The 23,118-nt window shown below is 74.7% G+C and carries 18 protein-coding genes, 1 pseudogene and 1 riboswitch; of the genes and pseudogenes, 13 read left to right on the forward strand and 6 right to left on the reverse strand.

The features are described from left to right. Positions 1–17: 17 nt before the first annotated feature. A complete protein-coding gene (locus OG470_RS25940) occupies positions 18–1,007 on the reverse strand; it encodes a LacI family DNA-binding transcriptional regulator (protein WP_328416290.1) in 990 nt (329 codons plus the stop codon). Positions 1,008–1,171: 164 nt separating this feature from the next. Here OG470_RS25940 and OG470_RS25945 point away from each other — a divergent pair, with 164 nt between their 5' ends. Next, positions 1,172–2,410, forward strand: coding sequence for an MFS transporter (locus OG470_RS25945; RefSeq protein ID WP_328416292.1), 1,239 nt, complete (start codon positions 1,172–1,174; stop codon positions 2,408–2,410). Between the two features lie 61 nt (positions 2,411–2,471). On the opposite strand, the gene OG470_RS25950 is transcribed toward OG470_RS25945, so the two are convergent. The 5 genes from OG470_RS25950 to OG470_RS25970 all read right to left on the reverse strand — a co-directional run bounded on the left by OG470_RS25950 (position 2,472) and on the right by OG470_RS25970 (position 7,825). Next, complete coding sequence (locus tag OG470_RS25950) at positions 2,472–3,137, reverse strand: hypothetical protein (protein ID WP_328416294.1); 666 nt, start codon at positions 3,135–3,137, stop codon at positions 2,472–2,474. Positions 3,138–3,189: 52 nt separating this feature from the next. Beyond that, positions 3,190–5,334: an RNA polymerase recycling motor ATPase HelR gene (helR, locus tag OG470_RS25955; protein WP_328426602.1), complete on the reverse strand. Its 2,145-nt coding sequence runs from the start codon at positions 5,332–5,334 to the stop codon at positions 3,190–3,192. Positions 5,335–5,933: 599 nt separating this feature from the next. Then, a complete protein-coding gene (locus OG470_RS25960) occupies positions 5,934–6,416 on the reverse strand; it encodes a hypothetical protein (protein ID WP_328416296.1) in 483 nt (160 codons plus the stop codon). Between the two features lie 121 nt (positions 6,417–6,537). After that, positions 6,538–7,251: a hypothetical protein gene (locus tag OG470_RS25965; RefSeq protein WP_328416298.1), complete on the reverse strand. Its 714-nt coding sequence runs from the start codon at positions 7,249–7,251 to the stop codon at positions 6,538–6,540. Further along, the gene (locus tag OG470_RS25970; protein ID WP_328416299.1) at positions 7,244–7,825 is read right to left on the reverse strand and encodes an RNA polymerase sigma factor; all 582 of its coding nucleotides are present in this window, start codon (positions 7,823–7,825) and stop codon (positions 7,244–7,246) included. The genes OG470_RS25965 and OG470_RS25970 overlap by 8 nt, the downstream gene beginning before the upstream one ends. Positions 7,826–7,945: 120 nt before the next feature. Between OG470_RS25970 and OG470_RS25975 the strand changes: the two genes are divergently transcribed. From OG470_RS25975 to OG470_RS26030, 12 genes and pseudogenes are all read left to right on the forward strand, one after another. Next, on the forward strand, positions 7,946–8,281 hold the full coding sequence (locus OG470_RS25975) for a hypothetical protein (RefSeq protein ID WP_328416301.1): 336 nt from the start codon (positions 7,946–7,948) through the stop codon (positions 8,279–8,281). A gap of 489 nt (positions 8,282–8,770) precedes the next feature. Continuing rightward, positions 8,771–8,947, forward strand: a riboswitch (cobalamin riboswitch). A gap of 62 nt (positions 8,948–9,009) precedes the next feature. After that, complete coding sequence (locus OG470_RS25980) at positions 9,010–9,141, forward strand: hypothetical protein (RefSeq protein WP_328416302.1); 132 nt, start codon at positions 9,010–9,012, stop codon at positions 9,139–9,141. Positions 9,142–9,264: 123 nt separating this feature from the next. Then, positions 9,265–12,933 (forward strand): cobaltochelatase subunit CobN, encoded by a 3,669-nt coding sequence (gene cobN / locus OG470_RS25985; protein ID WP_328416304.1) that lies wholly within the window; start codon positions 9,265–9,267, stop codon positions 12,931–12,933. Continuing rightward, entirely contained in the window at positions 12,930–15,167 is a 2,238-nt protein-coding gene (locus OG470_RS25990) for a magnesium chelatase subunit D family protein (RefSeq protein WP_328416306.1), read from the forward strand. The genes cobN and OG470_RS25990 overlap by 4 nt, the downstream gene beginning before the upstream one ends. After that, positions 15,167–15,778 carry a cob(I)yrinic acid a,c-diamide adenosyltransferase gene (cobO, locus tag OG470_RS25995; protein WP_328416308.1) on the forward strand — a complete coding sequence of 204 codons (612 nt, stop codon included), beginning with the start codon at positions 15,167–15,169 and terminating at the stop codon, positions 15,776–15,778. The genes OG470_RS25990 and cobO overlap by 1 nt, the downstream gene beginning before the upstream one ends. After that, entirely contained in the window at positions 15,775–17,139 is a 1,365-nt protein-coding gene (locus OG470_RS26000; protein ID WP_442930981.1) for a cobyrinate a,c-diamide synthase, read from the forward strand. The genes cobO and OG470_RS26000 overlap by 4 nt, the downstream gene beginning before the upstream one ends. After that, on the forward strand, positions 17,136–17,924 hold the full coding sequence (gene cobI, locus OG470_RS26005) for a precorrin-2 C(20)-methyltransferase (protein ID WP_328416312.1): 789 nt from the start codon (positions 17,136–17,138) through the stop codon (positions 17,922–17,924). The genes OG470_RS26000 and cobI overlap by 4 nt, the downstream gene beginning before the upstream one ends. Then, complete coding sequence (gene cobM, locus OG470_RS26010) at positions 17,921–18,787, forward strand: precorrin-4 C(11)-methyltransferase (RefSeq protein WP_328416314.1); 867 nt, start codon at positions 17,921–17,923, stop codon at positions 18,785–18,787. Before cobI ends, cobM begins: the two co-directional genes overlap by 4 nt. Further along, positions 18,784–19,854, forward strand: a pseudogene (locus OG470_RS26015) (cobalt-precorrin-5B (C(1))-methyltransferase); the annotation flags it as partial. The gene cobM and the pseudogene OG470_RS26015, both read left to right, overlap by 4 nt. Then, positions 19,815–21,155: a precorrin-6y C5,15-methyltransferase (decarboxylating) subunit CbiE gene (gene cbiE / locus OG470_RS26020; RefSeq protein ID WP_442931215.1), complete on the forward strand. Its 1,341-nt coding sequence runs from the start codon at positions 19,815–19,817 to the stop codon at positions 21,153–21,155. The pseudogene OG470_RS26015 and the gene cbiE, both read left to right, overlap by 40 nt. After that, entirely contained in the window at positions 21,143–22,900 is a 1,758-nt protein-coding gene (gene cobJ, locus OG470_RS26025; RefSeq protein WP_328416319.1) for a precorrin-3B C(17)-methyltransferase, read from the forward strand. Before cbiE ends, cobJ begins: the two co-directional genes overlap by 13 nt. Then, positions 22,888–23,085: a DUF362 domain-containing protein gene (locus OG470_RS26030; RefSeq protein ID WP_328416320.1), complete on the forward strand. Its 198-nt coding sequence runs from the start codon at positions 22,888–22,890 to the stop codon at positions 23,083–23,085. Before cobJ ends, OG470_RS26030 begins: the two co-directional genes overlap by 13 nt. Positions 23,086–23,118 lie beyond the last annotated feature (33 nt).

Consider the following 23,118-nt stretch of genomic DNA (forward strand, 5'->3'; position numbering starts at 1 on the left):
CCGCCAGGTTGACCGGGTCAGGCGCTGTCGCGGGCCACCAGGGCGGACGGGAAGAGGGTCTCCGGCACGGTCCGGCGGCCGTCCAGCACGGCGGTGGCCGCGGCGGCGGCGATCCGGCCCACCGGGTGGCTCGCGGTGGTCAGCGCGGGGGTGGTCATGCCGGCCAGCGGGATGTCGTCGAAGCCGGCCACGGCGACGTCGCCGGGCACCCGCACCCCGCTGTCGCGCAGCGCCGCGATCACCCCGAGCGCGGTCTCGTCGCTGATCGCGTAGATCGCGTCGAGGTCCGGCCAGCGCCGCAACGCCTCGTCGGCTGCCGCCCGGCCGCGTGCCGCGGTGAAGTCCCCGGGCAGCACCCGCTCCGGCAGGCCGGCCTCGCGCATCAGCCGGCGGTACGCCACCACCGGGCGCTGTGAGCACGGCAGCCAGCGGGGGCCGGTCACCATGGCGATCCGGCGGCGACCCGTGCCGTACAGGTGACGCATCACCTCGCTGGCGCCAGCGTCGTTGTCGACGTCGAACGACGGGACGGTGGCTGAGCCGACGCCGATCGAGACCACCCGGCCGTGCAGCGACCGCGGCACGGCGGCCAGCAGCTCCGCGGTGGTGTTGACCAGCACCACGCCGCACACGCTGCGGTCCCCTGCGAGCTGGTCGAGAGGGCTCGGATCGCTCAACGGCAGCCAGTGCAGCGCCACGCCGATACCGGCCGGCGCGCAGACCTGGGCCGCCGAGCCGACCACCTGGTGGACGTACGGGTCGTCCAGCACCGCGGCGCTGGTCCCCGCGACCGCCACCACCAGCCGTACGCCGCCGCCCCGGACCAGCGCCCGGGCGGCCGGGTTGGGCACGTAGCCGAGCCGGTCGACGGCCGCCGCCACCCGGTCCCGGGCTGCCGGCGAGGCGAACCCGGTCCCGGCGATCACCCGCGAGGCTGTGGACCGGGACACCCCGGCGATCCGCGCGACGTCCTCCAGGGTGGCCGGTCGGTGTGCCGCTGCCGTCATCGTCCCCTCCTCCGGTTACCCGTCCGGGCGGACGAACACCTGCCTCGAATCATCCCCCGACCGGAGGCAGAGCCGGTAAGGGGCGGTAGCCGGTTTGTGGTGGTAGCGCTCTCAGGTGTGCGATCGTGCCAGGAGATCACCCCGAGAAAGAGGACCCGCCGCCCGTGACCGCCCCCACCAGCTCATCGGTTTCGCCCGACACCGCCCCGGCACCGTCACGTGCCGTGCGGCTCGCCCGTAACGGCGTCGCCGTCGTCTTCACCCTCAACGGGCTGGCCGTCGGCAGCTGGTTCTCCCGGGTTCCGGCGGTCCGCGAGGCGTTGGACCTCTCCGCCGGCCGGCTCGGGTTGCTCCTGCTGGCGATGAGCGTCGGCGCACTGCTGGCCATGCCCACCTCCGGCCTGCTCGCCCAGCGCTTCGGCGCGGCCCGCACCGTGCGACTGGGCACGGTGCTGGTCGCGGTGGGCGTGACCGTGGCCGGGCTGGGCGCCACGGTGGCCGGTTCGGCCATCGTCGTCGCGGTGGGGCTGGTCGCCTTCGGCTACGGCTCGGGTGCCTGCGACGTCGCGATGAACGTCGAGGGCGCGGTGGTGGAGCGGCGGTTGGGGCGTACCGTCATGCCCCGCTTCCACGCGGCCTGGAGCCTCGGGTCGGTGGCCGGCGCGGGGCTCGGCGCCGGGGCCGCCCGCTTCGACGTGTCGGTCGGCGCGCACCTCGCCGCCGTGGCGGTGGTGGTGCTGACCGGCACCGTGCTCGGCTCGCGGGCGTTCCTGCCCCGGCCGGTCGTCGACCCGGCCGCCCCGGCGGCGGCCACCAGCCCGGCCGCCGGCCGCCGCGCACAGCTCGCCGCCTGGCGCGAGCCCCGCACCCTGCTGATCGGGCTGTTCGTGCTGGTGATGGCGTTCACCGAGGGCAGCGCCAACGACTGGCTGGCGGTCGCTTTCGTGGACGGCCGGGACCTGAGCGAGGCGGCCGGCGCGGCGGTCTTCGGCGTCTTCGTCGTCGGCATGACCCTCGGGCGCACCGCGGGCACGATCGCGCTGGACCGGTGGGGTCGGGTGCCGGTGCTCAGCGGCACCATCCTGCTCGCCGTGGTGGGCGCGAGCCTGGCCGTGCTGGCGGGCTCGGGGCCGGTGGCCATCGTCGGCGTCGCGCTCTGGGGCCTCGGCGCGTCGCTGGGCTTCCCGGTCGGGATGAGCGCGGCGGCCGACGAGGAGGCGCACGCCGCCGTCCGGGTCAGCGTGGTCGCGGTGATCGGTTACACCGCGTTCCTGGGCGGGCCGCCGTTGCTGGGGTTGCTCGGCGACCGGGTCGGCACCCTGGACGCGCTGCTGGTGGTGCCGCTGCTGCTGGTGCCGACGCTGGCGCTGGTGTCGGTGCTGCGTCCGCCCCGGCGATCATGAAGTTATCGCCCTCGATGCCGGCGTTTCGCGCCGCCAACTTCATGATCACCGGGGTCGAGGGTCAGTCGCGGAGCCAGACTCGGAGGGGCCCTACCGGGACGAAGCCGGCCTTGCGGGCGGCGGCGAGGTCCGGGCCGGATTCGTAGCCGACCAGCGGCAGCCGGGGCAGGGTGGTGAGCACCCCGTGCCAGATCTCGCCGGGGTCGCCGGTACGGGCGAACAGGTTGGAGACGCCGTACACGCCGTCGCCGCTGACCACCGCGCCGCCGACGACCGCACCCCGGTCGTCGTACCGGGCCAGCACCCGTACCCGGGGGTCGGCCAGCAGTGCCGGGCGGAACAGCTCCCCGCCGCCGTGCGCCGCCGCCCAGGCGACCAGCCCCGCGGGCGTCGTGACCCGGGTGAGCGGCGGGCCGGCCGGTGGGTCCGCCGGCGGCCGGTGGATCCACTGCGCGTCGAAGAGCACCCGGAAGCCGTGTCCGGTGAGGTCGAGGTCGGCGAAGCTGTCCTTCACCGACGCCCCGGACCCGGCGTCGATCCGGGCCAGCAGGGCGCCGGCGTCGACGCCCGGGCGCAGGGTGACCGCGTCCGGGTACCAGGGTGGGGAGCGGCGGGGGACCGACCAGGCGTCGGCGTCGATCCGGCCGGTCAACCCGTGACTGCCGCAGACGACGTCGCACCATTCGGCGTTGTCGCGGGCCGCCGCCTCCCGCACATCCAGGGGCACGCCCCGCAGCCTAAGACCTCCTGACCGGGACGCCGCCCCCCACTCCCGGACCTCAGGAGTTCGTGAGGATGACCAGTTGCTGGGTCGCGCGGGTCATCGCGACATAGCGGTCAACCGCTCCCTCGACGCCCGCGCCGAACGCCTCCGGGTCGACGAGCACGACCAGGTCGAACTCGAGCCCCTTCGACAGCTCCGGGGTCAGCGACCGGACCCGGGACGTCGACTCGAAGGTGGGATCGCCGATGACGCAGGCGATGCCCTCGGCGTGCGCGGCGAGCCAGGTGTCGAGGATCGAATCCCGATCAGAGGCAGGTCCGTGTACGACGGGGACGCCGCTGCCGCGGATCGACGTCGGCACGTTGGCGTCCGGGAGCACGGCCCGGATGACCGGCTCGGCTTCCGCCATGACCTCTTCCGGCGTTCGGTAGTTGATGCTCAGGGAGGCCAGGTTGGTCCGGTCGAGCCCGACCCGTTCGAGCCGTTCCTGCCAGGACTCCGTGAACCCGTGCCGGGCCTGGGCACGGTCCCCGACGATGGTGAAGCTTCGGGACGGGCAGCGGAGCACCAACATCTGCCACTCCGCGTCGGTCAGCTCCTGAGCCTCGTCCACGACGATGTGCGCGAACGGGCCGGCGAGCAGGTCAGGGTCGGCGCTGGGCAGCGCGGTCTCGTCGACCAGGGCATCCTGGAGATCCAGTTGGCGCAGGCTCGACAGCACGCCTTCGCCGTCGTCATAGGCGTGGGCCTCGATCAGTTCGTCGACGACCGTGGCCATCCGCTCGCGCTCGACGGCGACGATGGCCCCCTGCCGACGCTTACGCATTGACGCCTCCGGGTCGCCGAGCCGCTGCCGTGCCGCGTCCAGGAGCGGCAGGTCGGACACCGTCCAGGCCTGGGCGTCGCCGCGCTGCAGCTTGCGGACCTCGTCGGGGCTGAGCCGGGGAGCGCACTTGCGCAGGTAGGCGGGCACCGACCACAGGTCTCCGACGAGGTCGGCCGCATCGAGCAGCGGCCAGGCGCGGTTGAAGGTCGTGCGCAGTTCCCTGTTCCGCAGCAGCGACCTGCGGACCACGTCATCCGGCTCATCGCCGTCGTACCTGTCCGTCAGGATCGTGAGCAGTTCCTCCCAGACCTCGTCACGCGCCTCGTTGTGCGGGGCGCCGGGCCCCGGCGCCTCGAACGCCTCGGCCCAGTCGTCGGCGCTCAGCCGGATGTCGGCCTCGTCCGTCGTGACCGTCATCGGTGCGGTCGGCGGCTCCTCGTAGAACCTGACGGCCGCCTCGATCGCCTTCACCAGGTCCGCGGACGACTTCAGGCGGGCCACGTCCGGGTCGGTCTCGATGGTTGCCGCGGCACCCTCGGGGACGAGGTCCCGCAGGGTGCAGATCTGCACCTCCTCCTCGCCGAGGCTGGGGAGGACGTCGGCGACGTAGGCCAGATAGGGCTGGTGCGGACCGACGAACAGCACACCGCCTCGGCCGTGACCGAGGCGAGGGTCGGCATAGCGCAGGTAGGCGGTGCGGTGCAGGGCGACGACGGTCTTCCCGGTACCCGGGCCGCCGTCCACGACGAGAGCGCCGCTCGATCCCGCGCGGATGATGGCGTCCTGGTCGGCCTGGATGGTGCTCAGCACATCCCGCATCTGGGTCGACCGGCTGCTGCCCAAGCTGGCGATGAACGCGGACTGGTCGTCGAGCGCGGCGTGCCCCTCAAGCCCGTCCGGGGTGAACACCTCGTCCCAGTAGTCGCTGATCCGGCCGAGGGTCCAGCGAAACCTGCGGCGGCTCGCCAGACCCATCGGGTTGGCGTGGGTGGCTCCGAAGAACGGCTCAGCCGCGGGGGAGCGCCAGTCGAGCAACAGCCGACGACCCTCGTTGTCCGTGAGGCCACGTCGCCCGATGTACACGGGCTCGGTGCTGTCCGCGCTGACCATGCGGCCGATGCACAGGTCCAGACCGAAGCGACCCAGTGCGCGCAGACGCGCCGTCAGCCGGCGCACCTCCATGTCCCGGTCCACCGCCTGCCGGCCCTTGCCGCCGGGCGCCTTGCGCGCCGCGTCGAGGCGGTCGGACAGGTCGGCGAGCAACTGCTCCAGGCGTTCCGCGAGGGCCGCGAAGTGCCGCTCGTCGCCCGCGATCAGCGCCGGCTCGGCCTTGGGGGAGAGGCGGTCGGGAAGATCAAACACGCTGGTGGTCAGCGGGGTCACGTCATCAGCTCCGATCTGAGGTCTTGCAGTCGAACGAGTGCGCGGCGGCTCTGCGCACGGATCGCCTCGATGGCCACTCGCGCGAGCACTGTCGAGGCCCGCGGGACGGCCTGCGCGTACGCGTATCGCGCGGCCCGAGGCATGGCCGCGTACGTTGTCCACCGGTGACAGGCCGGTCTGGAGGTTGAGCGCCGCGCCGAACAGCGCGTCACCGGCGGCGGTGTTCTACGCCGCCATCTCCCACCCGCTCAGGCTCGGGTAGCCCTGTCCTGGCGCGTTACGACACCGTGGGGGAAGGCCATGCGCATCTGCCTGAGACCCCGTCCCCGCGCGACCCTCTCGTCGACAACAACACCCGCATTTCGCGACTCCCATTTCCGCAGGTTATGGCCTTGGCCCGGCAATTCTGTGGCATCACCCGGGTCTTGCCACAAGGCCCCCGGTGCGGTATATGTTGAGAGTGGAAGGGAGTGGGTAGGTACTTCCCTTTCCCTTGATCGTCCGCCAGACGGACACCCCCGCACACCATCAGGCGATCAGCCAACGGCTTGCCGCCGGGAAACCGATGCGGCGGCAACATCCCACGACGGTCAGGGCAGCCGGTCGGCGTACACCAGGTCCATCGTGTCGGTGTGTCCCGACCAGCGGAGTTCGAGGTGCCAGCAGCCAGCCCGCGGCATGTCGATGATCGATGGGCCAGGACCGCCGGCGACCTCCCGGGTCACCCTGGTGTCGGTGCCGTCCAGCGTCGCGGTGATCGCCAGCGTGTCGGGCGACGTCGTGTCGGGCGACGTTGTGGCAGCGCGGGAGACCCACAGGATCTTGTTGCTCGACCCGTCCTGCCTGACCTGTGCCAGTGGGTGAGCGAACAGCACCGCCACGATGTCGCCCTTCGCGCCGAAGACGTGCGGGGCCCTGGCGTCCCCGCTGAACCCGGCGTCCGCCCAGTCCGGCAGGGACCCCGTCTCGACCCGCGAGCTGCAGCCTGTGGCCGCGCTCGCCGGGGCCGTGGTGGCCGGAGCGCCGGCCGGCGTGGCTGACTGGCCGGTCGTACACCCCGCAAGCAGGACCACCGACCCCAGCATGAACCTGGCCCAGGAACCCATCTCGCCCCTCCCGGATAAGCGTTGGCGACTCGAATCGCGCGTCGCACCCTCTAGACACCGGACCGGCCTGCCAGGTTCCCGAACGTCCCTACCTCAGCGATCCGGCGATCTCGATCGCCTCGGGCTTGCTGAGGTCGCCCTCAAGCCGATAGCTCACGCCACCGACCTGCCAGATCAGGGTTGAGGCGGCGAGCCGGGCGGTCTCCACCCGAACCTCTCCCGCCCGGTCCACATAGGCCAGCGTGTGTGGGCCACCGACCCAGACGGCGAAGTCGCGGTTGACCTGGACCCAGTCCGCCGGCCTGCTGGTCTCCTTGTGGAAGGCCAGGTCGAGTCGACCGTCGAAGGCATCGATGCGCAACGTGCCCCCGCCGTAGAGCAGCGTCGCCACCCGGTAGCGGCCTGCGCCGTCGGGATCGGCGACCAGCACCTGCTCGGGCGTGCCCAGCTTCGCCGGCAGGCGAATCGGGAAGCGCACCGCCCGTTGTGCCTCGTCGAGGGTGGTGGTCCGCTGCGCGGGCAACGGCGACGGAGTGCCGGTGGGCAGCTCCGCGGGCGACGTGGCAACGCTGACTCCGGCGAAGCGCAGCAGCCCCGCGACGGCGTCGGCGAGGGCGCCCCGTCCCGGCGGCAACACCGCCACCAGCAGGGCGACGAGCGCCGCAACGGCATACGAGCGCCACCGGCGTCGCCGGCGGGCGGGCGCGGTGAGCTGTGCGCGTACGCGCGCGGTCACCTCGGGCGGGTCGGGTGTCTCCAGCCAGGCCGACAGGTCGCGCAGCTCCCTTTCGAGGTCACCCATGCCGGACCTCCTCGCGATCGAGCAGGCCGCGGAGCTTCGCCAGAGCCCGGGACGTCCGCGACTTCACCGTGCCCCGGGGCCAGCCCAACGTCGCCACCGTCTCCTCCTCGCTGAGATCGAGGAGGAATCGGCAGACGATCACCTCGCGGTCCCGCACCGGCAGTTGCCGCAGCGCCTGCACCAGCGCGGCGCGGCGCTCCCCGGCCAGGACCGCGCCGACCGCGCCATCTTCGGCGATCTCGGACGCCGGGTTCGCCGCCGCAGCCCGCAGGACGAGCCCGTCCCGCCGATTGCGCGACCGATGCAGGTTGCGGGTCTCGTTGGCGACGATCGCCAGCAGCCATGATCGGAAGGACGACTCGCCCCGATAACGGGACAGCTTGCGGTATCCCTTCACAAACGCCTCCTGGATGACGTCCTCGGAATCCGAGCCCGCGCCGAGCAGCACCGCCGTCCGGTACGCGGACGCGGTGTGCCGGGCGACCAGGAGGTCGTACGCCTCCAGGTCACCTGCCCGTGCGCGGGTGACGAGCACGTCGTCGTCCAGGGGGACCTCCGGTTGGATCACACTCATGACACCGCCCGCGCGCTCTGGGTTCCACCCGCGGTTCGGCCAGCTCACTCCCACCCGACGTGCAGCGTATTGCCAGGAATCGGTGGTGCACTGGGAGAGCATCGAGGAGAGGGGTGGGTCATGGGCTGGTTCAGTCGACGGGCACGGGGCACCGAAGCGACCCCGACGAAGCTGGACCGGGAGGCGACCCGGGACGACCTCGCGGCGCTGGAGGCGTTCATCGCCAGCCGGCAGGGGGTGGAGTTCTACCTGGAGCCGGAGACGACCGCGACCGACACCACCGTGATGGCGATCGCACACGACGGCGAGTGGATCCGCCGCCGGACGGGCACGCCACGCGCGGCGGGCGCCATCGCCCGCAAGCACGCGGTGCCGTTGTACGAGGCGGCCCGTACCGGCTACCCGGAGCGGATGCGGGTGTGGAGCCGGGCCCACCCGGAGCGCCACGCCCGCTGAGGCCCGCCGCCTGCGGATCATGACCGACGGCGGTGCCGCCGTCCGCTGCTTCGCTGACCTGGGCTGACCGCGTCGACGATCACATTTCCGCCTCCGGCGGGGTCCTGGCAACCTCGGTCCGGACGTTGTTCCGGGCCGGCGTCACTGGTGGGGCGCCGGGGGTCGGCGTTCGGATTCGCGGGTCGGGCCGGATTGATCGTGGCCGTTGACCCAAGTCCGGTCTGTTCGAGGCGGGCGGGTGGCGACTCAACGCTCCCGTCAGGGACCCGGGCTGGCCGGATGGTCCGCCCGCCATTGTTCCGCTGCCGGGAACGCAACGATGAACGCGCTGCCGCTATCGGGCCGGGTGCCGCAGAGCAATGGGCGCGCGGCATTGAAGCGAGGCATTGTGAGGGCGGCGAATCGAGGCGTACCGATCGGCGTATATCGATCGGTTGGGCCCGGCCGCCGGCGGTGGGGGCAGCGTTGACCGGCGGCGGACGGGTGTGGCAGCATTCGCGGCCTGACGGCAGTGAAGGAAGTCGGTGCGATTCCGACGCGGTCCCGCCACTGTCACCGGGGAGTGATCCCCCCTCGTGCGCCACGACCGTGTGTCTGCGGTTGGAAGGCCGGGGGAGAGCGTCGATCCGGAAGCCAGGATACTTCGGCCGTCGGGACGTACCCCAGGGCGTGGACACCCGAGGAGGACCCGATGACGCATGGCGTCTCTTTCGTTGACGAGCACCGTCATGACCCGCACGGTGGACGCTCCGCCGTACCCGCAGCCGCACCCGGATCCGGCCCCGCCGGCATGCGCCGCGCCGGTCGGGTGGACGGCCGCGCCGGCCACCGGCACCGCTGAGTCGCGCACCCGGCGCTGACCGGCCCCGACGCCCGCGTCGGTGACCCGTCCGCTCGGCCGTCGTACCGGCTGACGCCGCATCCACCCGCTTCGTCCAGGTCGCCCTCATGGGCGACGGGGACGTCACTCTCCGGAGCCTTCCGTGCGCATCCTGCTGCTCTCCACCGCCGACACCGACCTGCTGGCCGCCCGTTCCAGCGATGCCGACTACCGGCTGGCCAACCCCGCGCGGGTCGCCGCCGACGAGGTGCCCGCCCTGCTCGACGGGGCCGACCTCGCCGTCGTACGCCTGCTCGGGGGCCGGCAGGCGTGGCCGGACGGCCTCGCCGCAGTGCTCGCCAGCGGCCTGCCGACGGTCGTGCTCGGCGGCGAGGCGGTGCCCGACGCGGAGCTGATGGCCGTCTCCACCGTGCCGTCCGGGGTGGCCACCCAGGCGCTGGCGTACCTGGTCGAGGGCGGCCCGGAGAACCTGGGCCAGCTGGCCCGGTTCCTCTCCGACACGGTGCTGCTCACCGGCGAGGGCTTCGCCCCGCCCGCGCCCACCCCGGCGTACGGCGTGCACGGCGAGTACCCGGTCGACCCGGACCGGCCCACCGTGGGGATCGTCTTCTACCGGGCGCACACGCTGGCCGGCAACACCGGCTTCGTCGACGTGCTGGCCGACGCGGTACGGGCGGCCGGCGGCAACCCGCTACCCATCTTCTGCGGCTCACTGCGCGGCCTGACCGCCGGCGCCGGCCCGCTCGGGCTCTTCGCCCGCTGCGACGCGCTGCTCGTCACGATGCTCGCGGCCGGCGGCGCGGTCGCCGCGGACGCCTCCGGTGGCGGTGATGAGGACGCCTGGGACGTCGGCGCGCTGGCCGCCCTGGACGTGCCGGTCATCCAGGCGCTCTGCCTGACCAGCACCCGCGAGCAGTGGGCCGGCAGCGACGCCGGACTGTCCCCGTTGGACGCCGCGATGCAGGTGGCCATCCCCGAGTTCGACGGCCGGATCGTCACCGTGCCGTTCTCGTTCAAGCGGATCGACGCCGACGGGATCTCGGTCTACGCCGCCGACGAGGAGCGGGCCGCGCGAGTGGCCGACATCGCGGTGCGGCACGCCCGGCTGCGGTACGTGCCCAACGCCGACAAGCGGGTCGCCGTGGTGCTCAGCTCGTACCCCACCAAGCACTCCCGGGTCGGTAACGCCGTCGGGCTGGACACCCCGGTCTCGGCGGTCCGGCTGCTCGCCGCGTTCGCCGACGCCGGCTACCACCTCGGCGACGGCCCGGTGCCCGACGATGGAGACGCGCTGATCCACGCGCTGATCGCCGCCGGGGGTCACGACGTGGAGTGGCTCACCCCGGAGCAGTTGGCCGCCGCCGAGGCCCGGGTGCCCGGGCAGACGTACCGGCGCTGGTTCGAAGGGATTCCGGCCGGGCTGCGCGAGCGGATGCGGGAGCACTGGGGCGAGCCACCCGGCGAGCTGTACACCGACGGCGGGGACATCGTGCTCGCCGGGCTGCGCTTCGGCAACGTGGTGCTGCTGATCCAGCCACCGCGCGGCTTCGGGGAGAACCCGATCGCCATCTACCACGACCCGGACCTGCCGCCCAGCCACCACTACCTGGCCGCGTACCGCTGGCTGGCCGCGCCGGTCGCCGACGGTGGCTTCGGCGCGGACGCCGTGGTGCACCTGGGCAAGCACGGCACCCTGGAATGGCTGCCCGGCAAGGGCCTCGGTCTCGCCGCCGACTGCGCGCCCGACGCGGTCCTCGGCGACCTGCCGCTGGTGTACCCGTTCATCGTCAACGACCCCGGCGAGGGCACTCAGGCCAAGCGGCGGGCGCACGCCGTCGTGATCGACCACCTGGTGCCACCGATGGCCCGCGCGGAGACCTACGGCGACCTGGCCAAGTTGGAGCAACTGCTCGACGAGTACGCCACCGTGCAGGCGCTCGACCCGGCCAAGGTGCCCACCGTGCGGGCGCAGATCTGGGACCTGGTGCGCGCCGCCGAGTTGCACCACGACCTGCACGCCGAGGCGATGCCGGCCGCCGACGACTTCGACGACTTCGTGCTGCACCTCGACGGCTACCTCTGCGAGGTCAAGGACGTGCAGATCCGCGACGGGCTGCACATCCTCGCCGCCGCGCCGACCGGCGAACCCCGGGTCAACCTGGTCCTCGCGGTGCTGCGCGCCCCGCAGATCTGGGGCGGCACCCGTGCCCTGCCCGGCCTTCGGCAGGCTCTCGCCGGCGCGTACGGGCTCGACGAGCAGGAACTGCTCGCGTCGCCGGGACAGCGGCTGGCCCTGCCCACCGAGCTGACCGACGTGGTGGACGGACCGGCCGGCACTGCCGCCGACGCCGTCGACCTGATCGAGGCGCTGGCGCGACGGCTGGTCGTCGCGATGGAGACCCTCAAGTGGCCAACCGTGGCCGTCGACACGGTGGTCGAGGAGGTGACCGGCCGACCGATCCCGGACGTCGCCGCGGTGCTGCACTTCGCCGCCACCGAGTTGGTGCCCCGGCTGGACCGGACCACCGACGAGCTGACCAACACCCTCGGCGCGCTCGACGGCCGGTTCGTGCCGCCCGGCCCGTCCGGTTCACCGACCCGGGGTCTGGTCAACGTGCTGCCCACCGGCCGCAACTTCTACTCCGTCGACCCCAAGGCCATTCCCAGCCGCAACGCCTGGGATGTCGGGGTGGCCCTGGCGGACTCCCTGCTGGCCCGGCACCTCGCCGACACGGGGGCGTACCCCCGCTCGGTGGGGTTGACCGTGTGGGGCACCAGCGCCATGCGGACCCAGGGCGACGACATCGCCGAGGTGCTCGCGTTGCTGGGCTGCCGGCCGGTCTGGGACGACCGGTCGCGGCGGGTCACCGGCATCGAGGTGGTGCCGACCGCCGAGCTGGGCCGGCCCCGCATCGACGTCACCGTGCGCATCTCCGGCTTCTTCCGCGACGCGTTCCCGCACGTGGTGGCGCTGCTCGACGACGCTGTCCGGCGGGTCGCCGCCCTGGAGGAGCCCGAGGTCGAGAACTACGTCCGGGCGCACGTCGCCGCCGACCTCGCCGAACACGGCGACGAGCGGCGGGCCACCGCGCGCATCTTCGGCTCCAAGCCCGGGGCGTACGGCGCCGGGCTGCTGCCGCTGATCGACGCCCGGACCTGGCGCAGCGACGCCGACCTGGCCGAGGTGTACGCGGTCTGGGGCGGCTACGCCTACGGCCGTGGCCTGGACGGCCGGGAGGCGCGCGCCGACATGGAACGCTCGTTCGCCCGGATCGCGGTGGCGGTGAAGAACCAGGACACCCGCGAGCACGACATCGTCGACTCCGACGACTACTTCCAGTACCACGGCGGGATGGTGGCGATGGTCCGCCACCTCACCGGCGCCTCGCCGCAGGCGTACGTGGGCGACTCGGCGATGCCGCACGACGTGCGCACCCGCACCCTGGGCGAGGAGACCCGGCGGGTGTTCCGGGCCCGGGTGGTCAATCCGAAGTGGATCGCCGCCATGCGCCGGCACGGCTACAAGGGCGCCTTCGAGCTGGCCGCCACCGTGGACTACCTGTTCGGCTACGACGCCACCGCCGGCGTGGTCGACGACTGGATGTACGAGCACCTGGCCGCCGCCTACCTCTTCGACGAGACCACCCGGGAGTTCCTGGAGCGGTCCAACCCGTGGGCGCTGCGCGGCATCACCGAGCGGCTGCTGGAGGCCGCCGACCGGGGGCTGTGGGCCAAACCCGAGCCGGCCACCCTCGACCGGCTCCGCGACACGTACCTGGCCAGCGAGGGTGACCTGGAGGACCGCGCATGACCACCTACCCGTTCAGCGCCGTGCTCGGCATGGCCGACATGCGGCTGGCGCTGCTGCTCAACGCGGTGTCCCCGGCGATCGGCGGGGTGCTGGTCCGCGGCGAGAAGGGCACCGCCAAGTCGACCGCCGTACGCGCCCTCGCCGCGCTGCTTCCCCCCGTACCCCGGGTCGAGGGTTGCCGGTTCGGCTGTGACCCGGCCGAGCCCGACCCGGCCTGCCCGGACGGCCCGCACCCGGCCGGCGCCCCCGCCGAGACCCGACCAGCCCGCCTGGTGGAGTTGCCGGTCGGCGCCGCCGAGGACCGGGTGGTCGGCTCGCTGGACCTGGAGAAGGCCCTCGGCGAGGGGGTACGCGCCTTCGAACCGGGCCTGCTCGCCGCCGCGCACCGGGGCGTGCTCTACGTCGACGAGGTCAACCTGCTGCACGACCACCTGGTCGACCTGCTGCTGGACGCTGCGGCGATGGGCCGCAGTCACGTCGAGCGGGAAGGCGTCTCGGTCAGCCACGCCGCCCGGTTCCTGCTGGTCGGCACCATGAACCCGGAGGAGGGGGAGCTGCGCCCGCAGCTGCTCGACCGGTTCGGGCTCACCGTCGAGGTCGGCGCCAGCCGGGACCCGGCGATCCGGGTCGAGGTGGTCCGCCGCCGGCTCGCCGCCGACGCCGACCCGACCGGCTTCGCCGCCCGCTGGGCCGACGCCGACGCCGAGATCGCCAGCCAGGTGGCCGCCGCCCGCCGTCGGCTTCCCGGGGTACGGCTGCCCGACGCCGCGCTGCGCCAGATCGCCGAGGTGTGCGCCGCGTTCGACGTGGACGGGATGCGCGCCGACATCGTCACGGCCCGTACCGCGCTGGCGCACGCCGCCTGGCACGGCCGGGACCGGGTCACCATCGACGACGTCCGGGTGGCCGCCCGGCTGGCCCTGCCGCACCGGCGCCGCCGCGACCCGTTCGACACCCCCGGGCTGGACGAGAAGCTTCTGGACGAGGCGTTGCAGCGAGCCCAGGACGCGCACCCCGACGACGAACCGGACGATGACGGCCCCGACGACCGGGGGCCGGACGGCGGTGGTGGTCCGCAGGGTGGCGGCGACCCGGACGGGAACGGCGGTCCTGACGGCGATGGCGGTCCGGACGGACGTGGCCCCGACGGAGCCGACCCTGGTCCGGGCCGGGCCGGGCAGACGGCCGCTGGCGACACCGGCCTCGATGGACGGGCCGATCAGGGTTCCGACGGCGGGCGGCCGCAGCGCGCGTCGGACGACGACGGCTGGAGCGGCCCCGACCAGGACAACGGGCCGCGCGGCGACCGGATCGACGGAGGCGGTGTGGCCAGCGAAGCGGCCGGCGACGACCCGGGCCGGGGCGGAGCGCACGCCCCTGCGGGCGGTCAGCCGATGGCCGTACCCCGGGGTGGATTGAAGGCGCGGTTGCTCACCGCGCCCGGTGTGGGTGACGGGGTGCCCGGCCGGCGTTCGCGCGCCCGCACCGGCCGGGGCCGCACCACCGGCGCTCGGGTGCCGGCGGGCCGGGTCGGAGCGCTGCACCTGCCGGCCACGGTCCGCGCCGCCGCGCCGCACCAGGCCGCGCGGGGACGGCTGACCGGCCCGCTGCGGCTGCGCCCGGACGACGTACGCGAGGCGGTCCGGGAGGGACGCGAGGGCAACCTGGTGCTGTTCGTGGTGGACGCCAGCGGATCGATGGGCGCTCGGCAGCGGATGACCGCCGTCAAGGACGCGGTGCTGGCCCTGCTCACCGACGCGTACCAGCGGCGGGACAAGGTCGCGGTGATCGCCTTCCGGGACGCGGGCGCGCGGACGCTGCTGCCGGCCACCTCGTCGGTGCTGGCCGCGTCGACCCGGCTGGCCGAGCTGCCCACCGGCGGGCGTACGCCGCTGGCCGAGGGGCTGCTTGCCGCCGCCGACCTGTTACGGGTGGAGCGCCTGCGGGACCCGAAGCGGCGTCCCCTGGTCCTGGTCGTCACCGACGGCCGAGCCACCGCCGGCCGCCGCCCGCTGGACCGCGCGGCGGGAGCGGCGGCGGTGCTGGCCGCAACCGGCGCCGCCTGCGTCGTCGTCGACTGCGAATCCGGCCCCGTCCGCCTGAACCTGGCCAACCGCCTGGCACTCCAACTGCACGCCCCCCACCGCCGGCTCGACGACGTCGCCGCCAACCCCCTGCGGCACCCGCAAGCCTCAGCCCGCACCGCCAGCACGCCAGACAGGAGTGTCGCCTGATGCCGCAGGGGAAGCCGAGCACGGTGCCCGCCGACGGGTTGACCACCCGACAGCGACGCCACCGGCCGCTGCTGATTGTCCACACCGGACAGATGAAGGGGAAGTCGACCGCAGCCTTCGGTTTGGCCCTGCGAGCGTGGACCGCCGGCCTGCCGGTCGGGGTGTTCCAGTTCGTCAAGAGCGCCAAGTGGCGGGTGGGGGAGGAGAACGCCTTCCGGGCGCTCGGCGAGGTGCACGACCGCACCGGCCAGGGCGCACCGGTGGCCTGGCACAAGATGGGCGAGGGCTGGTCCTGGATCCAGCGCGGCGCCGACGCCGACCATGCCGCCGACGCCCTGGAGGGCTGGCGGCAGGTCCAGCGCGACCTGGCCGCCGAGCGCTACGGGCTGTACGTGCTGGACGAGTTCACCTACCCGATGAAGTGGGGCTGGGTGGACGTCGACGAGGTGGTGGCCACCCTGGCCGACCGGCCCGGCTTCCAGCATGTGGTGATCACCGGCCGGGACGCCGACCCGCGGCTGGTGGCCGCCGCCGACCTGGTGGCCGAGCTGACCAAGGTCAAGCACCCGATGGACGCCGGCCAGAAGGGCCAGAAGGGCATCGAGTGGTGAGCGTCGGCGCCGCCGAGCCGTGGCCGCTGCCCCGGGTGGTGGTCGCCGCGCCGGCCAGCGGTCACGGCAAGACCACCGTGGCCACCGGGCTGCTCGCCGCGCTGCGCCGCCGTGGCCTGACGGTCAGCCCGCACAAGGTCGGCCCGGACTACATCGACCCCGGCTACCACGCGCTCGCCGCCGGGCGGCCCGGCCGCAACCTCGACCCGTTCCTGGTCGGCCCGGAGCTGATCGCCCCGCTGCTGCGCCACGGCGCCAGCGTTCCGACGCCCGCCGACATGGCGGTGGTGGAAGGCGTGATGGGTCTGCACGACGGCGCTGTCGGTCGCCGCGACTTCGCCTCCACGGCGCACGTGGCCCGGCTGATCGAGGCACCTGTCTTGCTGGTGCTGGACACCACCGCGCAGGGCCGCTCCGCCGCCGCGTTGACGCTGGGCATGGCCGCCTTCGACCCGGCCGTACGGATCGGCGGGGTGATCCTCAACCGGGTCGGCTCGCCCCGACACGAGACGCTGCTGCGCGACGCGCTGGCCGAGGTGGGCGTACCGGTGCTCGGGGCGGTCACCCGGGCCGCCGAGGTGGCCGCCCCGGCCCGGCACCTGGGGCTGGTCCCGGTCGCCGAGCGGGCACCCGAGTCCCTCGCGATCGTCACCGCCCTCGCCGAGCTGGTCGAGTCCACCGTGGACCTCGACGCGGTGCTCGACCTGGCCCGGACCGCCCCGGCACTGACCGCCCCGGCCTGGGACCCGGTCGTCGCCGTCGGCGGGCCGGCCGGCTCGGAGCGACCGCGCGTCGCGCTCGCCGGTGGTCCGGCCTTCACCTTCTCGTACGCGGAGACCGCTGAACTGCTCGCCGCGTCCGGCGCGGACGTCGTCACCGTCGACCCACTGCGCGATCCGGCGCTGCCCGCCGGCACCCGCGCGGTGGTGGTCGGCGGCGGCTTCCCCGAGGCGTACGCGGAGGCGCTGGCCGGTAACGCCGCGCTCCGCACCGAGCTGGCCGCCTTCGACGGGCCGATCGTGGCCGAGTGCGCCGGGCTGCTCTACCTCGGGCGGTACCTGGACGGCGTACCCATGTGCGGCCGGCTGGGCCTGACCGCCCGGATGACCGGCCGGCTCACCCTCGGCTACCGGGAGGCGGTGGCCGTCACCGACTCCCCGGTGGCCCGGGCCGGCGAGCCGGTACGCGGTCACGAGTTCCACCGCACCACCACCGACCCGGTGCACGGCGACCGGCCGGCGTGGCGCTGGGACGGCGCGCAGCATGGCTTCGTCGCCGGCCGGGTGCACGCCTCCTACCTGCACACCCACTGGGCCGGTCACCCCGGCGCCGCCCGCCGCCTGGTCGAGGCGTGCCGGTGACCGCCGCCGTTCGTCCCGCCGCCGCCCACGCAGGCTCGGCCGACGCCACGTTGACCGGGGTCGGTGTCGGACCCGGCGACCCGGAACTGCTCACCGTCAAGGCGGTGCGGGTGCTGCGCGAGGCCGACCGGGTCTTCGTACCCGTGATGGCGGACCGACCCGACCCGGACGCCGCAGCCGGGCGGGCCGAGCGGACCGTGCGGGAGTACGTGGCGGCGGACCGGCTGCGCCGGCTGCCGTTCGCCCTGGACGACCGGGGCGGGGTGACCGCCCGCCGGACGGCGGCCTGGGACGACGCCGCGCGCGCCGTGGTCGACGCCATCGACAGGGGCGCGCGGTCGCTGGCCTTCGCCACCATCGGCGACCCGAACGTCTACTCCACCTTCGGCTACCTGGCGCAGAGCGTCCGGGCGCTGCGCCCGGCGGTACGGGTGGCGACCGTGCCCGGTGTCACCGCCATGCAGGAGCTGGCCGCGCGCAGTGGCACCCCGCTCTGCGAGGGACGCGAGCCGCTGACCCTGCTGCCGGCAACCGCCGGGCTGGCGCTCTTCGCCGACGCGCTGGCCGGGCCGGGCACCGTGGTCGCCTACAAGGGCTGGCGGCGGCACCCGGAACTGCTCGCCGAACTGCGCCGACAGGGCCGGCTCGCCGACGTCGTGCTCGGGCGCAGCCTGGGGCTGCCCGATGAACGCATCGGCCCGGTCGACGACCCCGAGCACGACCTGCCGTACCTGTCGACGCTGCTGGTCCCGGCCCGCCGCGAGCACCGAGGAGGAAAGCTGTGACCACCGACGGCAAGGTGTGGTTCGTCGGGGCCGGCCCCGGGGCGGCGGACCTGCTGACCCTGCGGGCCGCCCGGGTGATCGCCGAGGCGGACATCGTGATCTGGGCGGCCAGCCTGGTGCATGCCGACGTGCTCGGTCACGCCCGGTCCGGGGCCGAGATCGTCGACTCCTCGCAGCTGCCCATCGAGGGGGTGCTCCCGCTCTTCCAGCGGGCCGCCGAGGACGGGCTGACCGTGGCCCGGATCCACTCCGGCGACCCGGCGCTGTGGGGCGCGGTGCAGGAGCAGCTGGACGTGTGCAGGGCGCTCGGCCTGGCCGTCGAGATCGTGCCCGGGGTCTCCTCGTTCACCGCCGTCGCGGCGATCGTCGGGCGGGAGCTGACCGTCCCCGAGGTGGCCCAGTCGGTGATCCTCACCCGGCTGGAGGGTGGCAAGACCCCGATGCCGCCCGGCGAGCGGGTCCGCGACTTCGCCCGGCACGGCACCACCATGGCGCTGTTCCTCTCCGCCGCCCGCTCCGGGCAGGTGCAGACCGAGCTGCTGGCCGGCGGCTACCCGGCGGACACCCCGGCTGTGGTGGCGTACCAGGCGACCTGGCCGGACGAGCTGGTGGTGCGCTGCACGGTCGGCACCCTGGAGGCCACGGTCAAGCAGCACCGGCTCTGGAAGCACACGCTCTTTCTGGTCGGCCCGGCGTTGGCCGCCGAGGGCACCCGGTCGCACCTGTACCACCCGGGGCACTTCCACACCTTCCGTCGGGCCGAACCGGCCGCCCGCGCCGAACTCCGCCGCCAGGCGGGCGCCCGTACCGGCGGGGCGGTCCAGGATGGCGGCGAGCCGGCCACACCGGGCCACCCACTGTGACGTACGCCGAGCCGCCGCTGCGCGAGCCGGACCTGCCGCGGACCGCGAAGGTCCGGCCCACCGCGCTGCGCACCGGCTGGACCACCGGCGCCTGCGCGACGGCGGCGGCCAAGGCCGCGGTCACCGCGCTGGTCACCGGCGCGGCCCAGCCGGAGGTGGAGATCGGCCTGCCCGCCGGGCGGCGGGTGCGCTTCCCGGTGGCCCGCTGCGAGGTGACCGGCACCCCGCCGGCCCGGGCCGAGGCGGTGGTGGTCAAGGACGCCGGCGACGACCCGGACGTCACCCACGGCGCCGAGCTGACCGCCACCGTGGACTGGGCTGACGCACCCGGGCTGCTACTGGCCGGCGGCTCCGGCGTCGGCACGGTCACCAAGCCGGGTCTCGGGCTCGCGGTCGGCGGCCCGGCGATCAACGACACCCCACGCCGGATGATCAGCGAGGCGGTGGCCGAGGTGGTCGACCTCGCCGAGGTCGGCGTCCGCGTGGTGATCAGCGTGCCGCGCGGCGAGATCATGGCCCGCAAGACCACCAACCGGCGGCTCGGCATCCTCGGCGGCATCTCGATTCTCGGCACCACCGGGATCGTCCGACCCTTCTCCACCGCCTCCTGGCGGGCCAGCGTCGTGCAGGCCGTGCACGTGATGGCCGCGCAGGGCGAGCGGACCGTGGTGCTCTGCACCGGCGGGCGTACCGAACGGGCCGCCCGCGCGCTGCTGCCCGAGCTGCCCGAGGTGTGCTTCGTCGAGGTCGGCGACTTCACCGGCGCCGCGGTCACCGCCGCCGTGGGCGACGCGATGACCGGGGTGGTCTTCGTCGGCATGGCCGGCAAGCTGGCCAAACTCGCCGCCGGCATCCTGATGACCCACTACACCCGCTCCAAAGTGGACCTATCGCTGCTCGGCGCGGTGACCGCCGAGGCCGGCGGTGACCCGGCGCTGGTCGACGAGGTGACCCAGGCGAACACCGGCCGGCACGCGTACGAGCTGTGGGAGGCCGCCGGGCTGCTCGCCCCGGCCGGCGACCTGCTCTGCCAGCGGGTCGGACAGGTGTTGCGGCGCTTCGCCGGGCCGACGGTCACCGTGGACGTGGCGATGGTCGACTTCGCCGGCGCGCGGGTGGTCGCCTCGTCGGGCCGGTGGGACCGGTGACCCCGGTGACCGTGATCGGTCTGGACGCCGCCGGCGCCCCGCCGCACCCCGCGCTCGCGCCGGCGCTGGCCGCCGCCGCTCTGGTGGTCGGGGCCACCCGACACCTGGCGGCGGTGCCCGTACCGCCCGGCGCGGCCACCGTCGCCCTCGGCCCGCTCGCTCCGGCCGTGCGGCGGCTGGCCGACGCCGTCGCCGCCGGGGTGCCGGCCGTGGTGCTGGCCAGCGGGGATCCCGGCCTGTTCGGCATCGTCCGGCGACTGCGCGCGGCCGGGCTGCCGCTGCGGGTGGTCCCGGCAGTGTCCAGTGTGGCCGCCGCGTTCGCCCGCGCCGGACTGCCCTGGGACGGCGCCGCCGTGGTCACCGCGCACGGCCGTGACCCGCGACCGGCGCTGAACGCCTGCCGGGCGCTGCCGCTGGTCGCCGTGCTCACCGCGCCGGGCGCCGGCGCCGCCGAGCTGGGCGCCGGGCTGGCCGGCTGGTCGCGCCGCCTGGTGGTCGCCGAACACCTGGGCACCGACGCCGAACGGATCCGCGAGGTGACCCCCGAGCAGGCCGCCGCCGAGACGTGGTTCGACCCGCACGTGCTGGTCAGCCTCGCCACCACCGCCCCGGCCGACCTCGGCGGGATGCGGTGGGACAACCAGCCCGCCGCCACGCCGGGCGGCGGCTGGGCACTGCCGGAGACCCGGTACGCGCACCGCGACTCGATGATCACCAAGTCGGAGGTACGCGCCCTCGTCATCGCCCGGCTGCGCCCCCGGTTGGGCCGGCTGGTCTGGGACATCGGCGCGGGCAGCGGTTCGGTGGGCATCGAGTGCGCGCTGCTCGGCGCGGCCGTGCTCGCCGTCGAGCAGGACCCTCGGGCCGGCGAGACGATCCGGGCCAACGCGGCCGCGCACGCCGTCGACGTCCGGTTGGCCGTCGGGCGTGCCCCGACGGTGCTGGCCGGCCTGCCCGAGCCGGACGCGGTCTTCGTCGGTGGCGGCGGCGCCGACGTCCTCGCCTCCGTGGCGGCCCGCCGACCCGATCGGGTGGTGCTCACCCTGGCCGCCCTGGACCGGGTCGCGCCGGCCGTCGGCCTGCTGCGCACCGCCGGCTACACGGTCGAGGGCAGTCAGCTCTCCGCCGCCCGCCTCGCCGACCTGCCCGGCGGGTCGATCCGCCTCGCGGCCACCAACCCGGTGGTCGTCCTCACCGGGGAGCGCCCGTGCACAACCTGACCTCGCACACCCGGATCGGGCTGGTCGCGGCCACCGCCGCCGGCCAACGGCACGCCCAGACCGTCGCCGCTGCCTGGCCGCACGCCCGGCTGGTCGAGGGGGAGAGCGTCGCCGACGCGCTGCGGACCGCGTGGGGGCGGTGCGACGCCGTGGTCGCCTTCCTGGCCACCGGCGCGGTGGTGCGGATCCTCGCCCCGCTGCTCGGCGACAAGCGCACCGACCCGGCCGTGGTGGTCGTCGACGAGGCGGCCCGGCACGCGGTGGCGCTGCTGGGCGGGCACGCCAGTGGCGGCAACGACCTCGCCGAGCAGGTCGGCGCGCTGCTGGACGCCCGGCCGGTGGTCACCACCGCCACCGACGCGGTCGGGCTGCCGGGGCTGGACACCCTCGGCTGGCCGGTGCAGGGTGCCGTCGCCGCCGTGTCCCGGGCCATCCTGGACGGCGAGCCGGTCCGGCTGATCGCCGACGCCGCCTGGCCGCTGCCCGCCCTGCCACCGAACGTCCAACCACAGCCCGCCACCGCCGAGAGCGGCGAGGGCGGCACCGCCGACGCGGCGGACGGCGGGTACCGGCTGCTGGTCACCGACCGGGTGGTGCCGCTGGACGAGCGGACCGCGGTGCTGCGCCCCCCGTCACTGGTCGCCGGGGTCGGCGCCAGCCGGGGCGTACCGGCCGCCGAGGTGGCGGAGCTGCTGCACCGGGTGCTGGCCGAGGCCGGCCTCAGCCCGGCCAGCCTGCGCTGCCTGGCCAGCGCCGACGTCAAGGCCGACGAGGCGGGCATCCGGAGCACCGCCGACGCGCTCGGCGTACCCCTGGTGACCTGGCCGGCGGCGCGGCTGGCGGGTGTCGACGTGCCGCACCCCAGCGAGGTGGTCCGCGCCGCGGTCGGCACGCCGAGCGTGGCGGAGGCCGCCGCGCTGCTCGGCACGTCCGGCCGCCCGGGCGACGCCGCGCTGCTGGTGCCGAAGACCGCGACGGCGATGGCCACCGTGGCGGTGGCCCGGCACGCGCCGCGCGGCCGGCTGGCCGTCGTCGGGCTCGGCCCCGGCGCCGCCGACCTGCGCACCCCGCGTGCGGTGGCCGAGCTGCGCCGGGCCGCCGTGGTGGTCGGCCTCGACCAGTACCTCGACCAGGTCCGCGACCTGCTCCGCCCGGGCACCCGCGTGCTGTCCAGCGGGCTCGGCGCGGAGGAGGCACGGGCCCGCGCCGCCGTCGCCGAGGCCGCCGCCGGCCACGCGGTCGCGCTGGTCGGGTCCGGCGACGCCGGGGTGTACGCGATGGCCAGCCCTGCCCTGGAGTACGCCGACGAGCGGATCGACGTGGTCGGCGTCCCCGGGGTGACCGCCGCACTGGCCGCCGGCGCGCTGCTCGGCGCCCCGCTCGGCCACGATCACGCCTACCTGAGCCTGTCGGACCTGCACACCCCATGGGAGGTCATCGAGCGGCGGGTGACCGCGGCGGCCGAGGGTGACTTCGTGACGCTGTTCTACAACCCGCGCAGCCGCAACCGGGACTGGCAGCTCGGCGCGGCGCTCACGATCCTCGGCAAACACCGGCCCCCGGACACGCCGGTCGGGGTGGTGCGCAACGCCAGCCGCGCCGGCGAACGCGTGCACCTGGCCACCCTGGCCACCCTCGACCCGGCCGTGGTCGACATGTACAGCGTCGTGGTCGTCGGCAGCAGCGACACCCGGCTGGTCGCCGGCCGCATGGTCACGCCCCGGGGGTACCGGTGGCGATCGTGACCATCGGCGCGTGCCAGGGCTGCGGCGCCTGCCTGCTCACCTGCCCCACGCACGCGATCCGGCCGGTCGCCGGCGGTCTGACGGTCCGCGCCGACCGCTGCACCGGCTGCCTGGAGTGCCTGGAGATCTGCCCGGTGGACGCGATCCGCGTCGCCGATCCCGATGAACGTGGAGGAGTCCGATGAGTTCGACCGTGGTCAGCACCGCTTCGCCGGCTG

It is taken from the genome of Micromonospora sp. NBC_00389 (genome assembly GCF_036059255.1).
GTDB lineage: Bacteria > Actinomycetota > Actinomycetes > Mycobacteriales > Micromonosporaceae > Micromonospora.